General features: G+C 60.7%; 1 protein-coding gene. It reads right to left on the bottom strand.

The features are described 5' to 3' along the window. Positions 1-407: 407 nt before the first annotated feature. Positions 408-778: hypothetical protein (locus tag AC07VX_RS26860; protein WP_493167858.1), on the bottom strand; the 371-nt coding region annotated here is incomplete at its 5' end.

The raw sequence follows: 778 nt of genomic DNA, 5'->3' as shown, positions 1-778 counted from the left end.
GCTTCCCAAAAAGCTGATGCAGGTCACCCGGCGACCCGGTCCATCACGGAGGCCGCGACGGTCGACCCTCTAGATGCGAGCGCCGTCAACGACGACCCAAATGGGGACCAGCCCACAAACCGGTGAAGGTTCGGTCGCTGCGGAGATGCGCCGAGGTGCCGTCTCGATGTCCGTTCGACTGGAATCCAACAGGACTCCTGCGTCAAACCCCACCAGACCCGGGCCACGCAGCTAACAGCTTCATCTTTTTAGTAGAAGAACAGTAGTTCATCTATCTGCTTAGGTGGGTTCGGGGCCCAGGATCACGTCACGTGAGCCACATCCCGAAGGTGATGCCGTTGCCCAGTTGTGGGAACGGAGGGACAGTGTCAACGTGGCAGACCTGTCGCGTTGGTCGGCCAGCGATGTCAGGCCGAAAGCAGGCCTCGCAACAGCGGGACGTACTCGCGCTGCTGGTCAGCGTCGGCCGACCTGGACGGCTCAGCGAAGCGGCATTCCAGCGTGACGACGTGTTCCCGTGTCGTCGTGTCGAAGTTCTGCTTCATCGTCGTCGATGCGTGGTTGAGCAGGCCGCAGATCGCGGTCAATGCTGCCAGTGTGTGTTCGTGTTCGGTCGTCATCGTCGTTGTGTCCTCCTGGACGTATTTATCGACGACATCCACGCTGGACTGTCCGATGACCCACCATGAAAAACGGCCCAGTTGAGAGCTGGGCCGTTGTCCATCGCTTGTTCCTGCGCTCGCCGACGCTACGTCATGAGCTTTGCGAGAAGCGGCGC

The organism is Roseateles sp. GW821-FHT03B02 (assembly GCF_059421025.1).
The sequence above is the reverse complement of the archived record's forward strand: the minus strand, read 5'-3'. Positions and strand labels throughout refer to the sequence as shown.